The following is a 318-nucleotide window of genomic DNA, read 5'->3' on the forward strand; positions in this document are numbered from 1 at the left end:
TGGTGGTGCCGTCCTGGGCCGTGACGACGGTGGTGACGGTGTTGGCGCCCACGTTCAGGGCGATCGCGCCCGAGGCGTTGCCGCTGGCCACGGCCACGCCGTTGACGGTGACGGAGGCGCTGGCGTCGGCCACGGTCGGCGTGACGGTGAGCGAGGTGGTGGCGTTGCTTACGCTGGCCGTGTAGCTGGTGGTGCCGGCGGCGAAGGCCGGACTCAGGGTGCCGCTCGAGAGCGCCAGTGCGGACAGATTGTTGTTGCTCGAGACCGCGCGCGTCACGGTGACCGTATAGGTCTTGGTGGTGCTGTTCTGCGCGGTGA

General features: G+C 69.5%; 1 protein-coding gene. It reads right to left on the bottom strand.

From position 1 onward, the window contains the following. A partial coding sequence (locus K0F86_RS27195; protein ID WP_219137218.1) for a cadherin-like beta sandwich domain-containing protein occupies positions 1-318 on the bottom strand: 318 nt, incomplete at both ends.

The organism is Janthinobacterium sp. UMAB-60, from assembly GCF_900095235.1.
Lineage (GTDB): Bacteria > Pseudomonadota > Gammaproteobacteria > Burkholderiales > Burkholderiaceae_D > Janthinobacterium.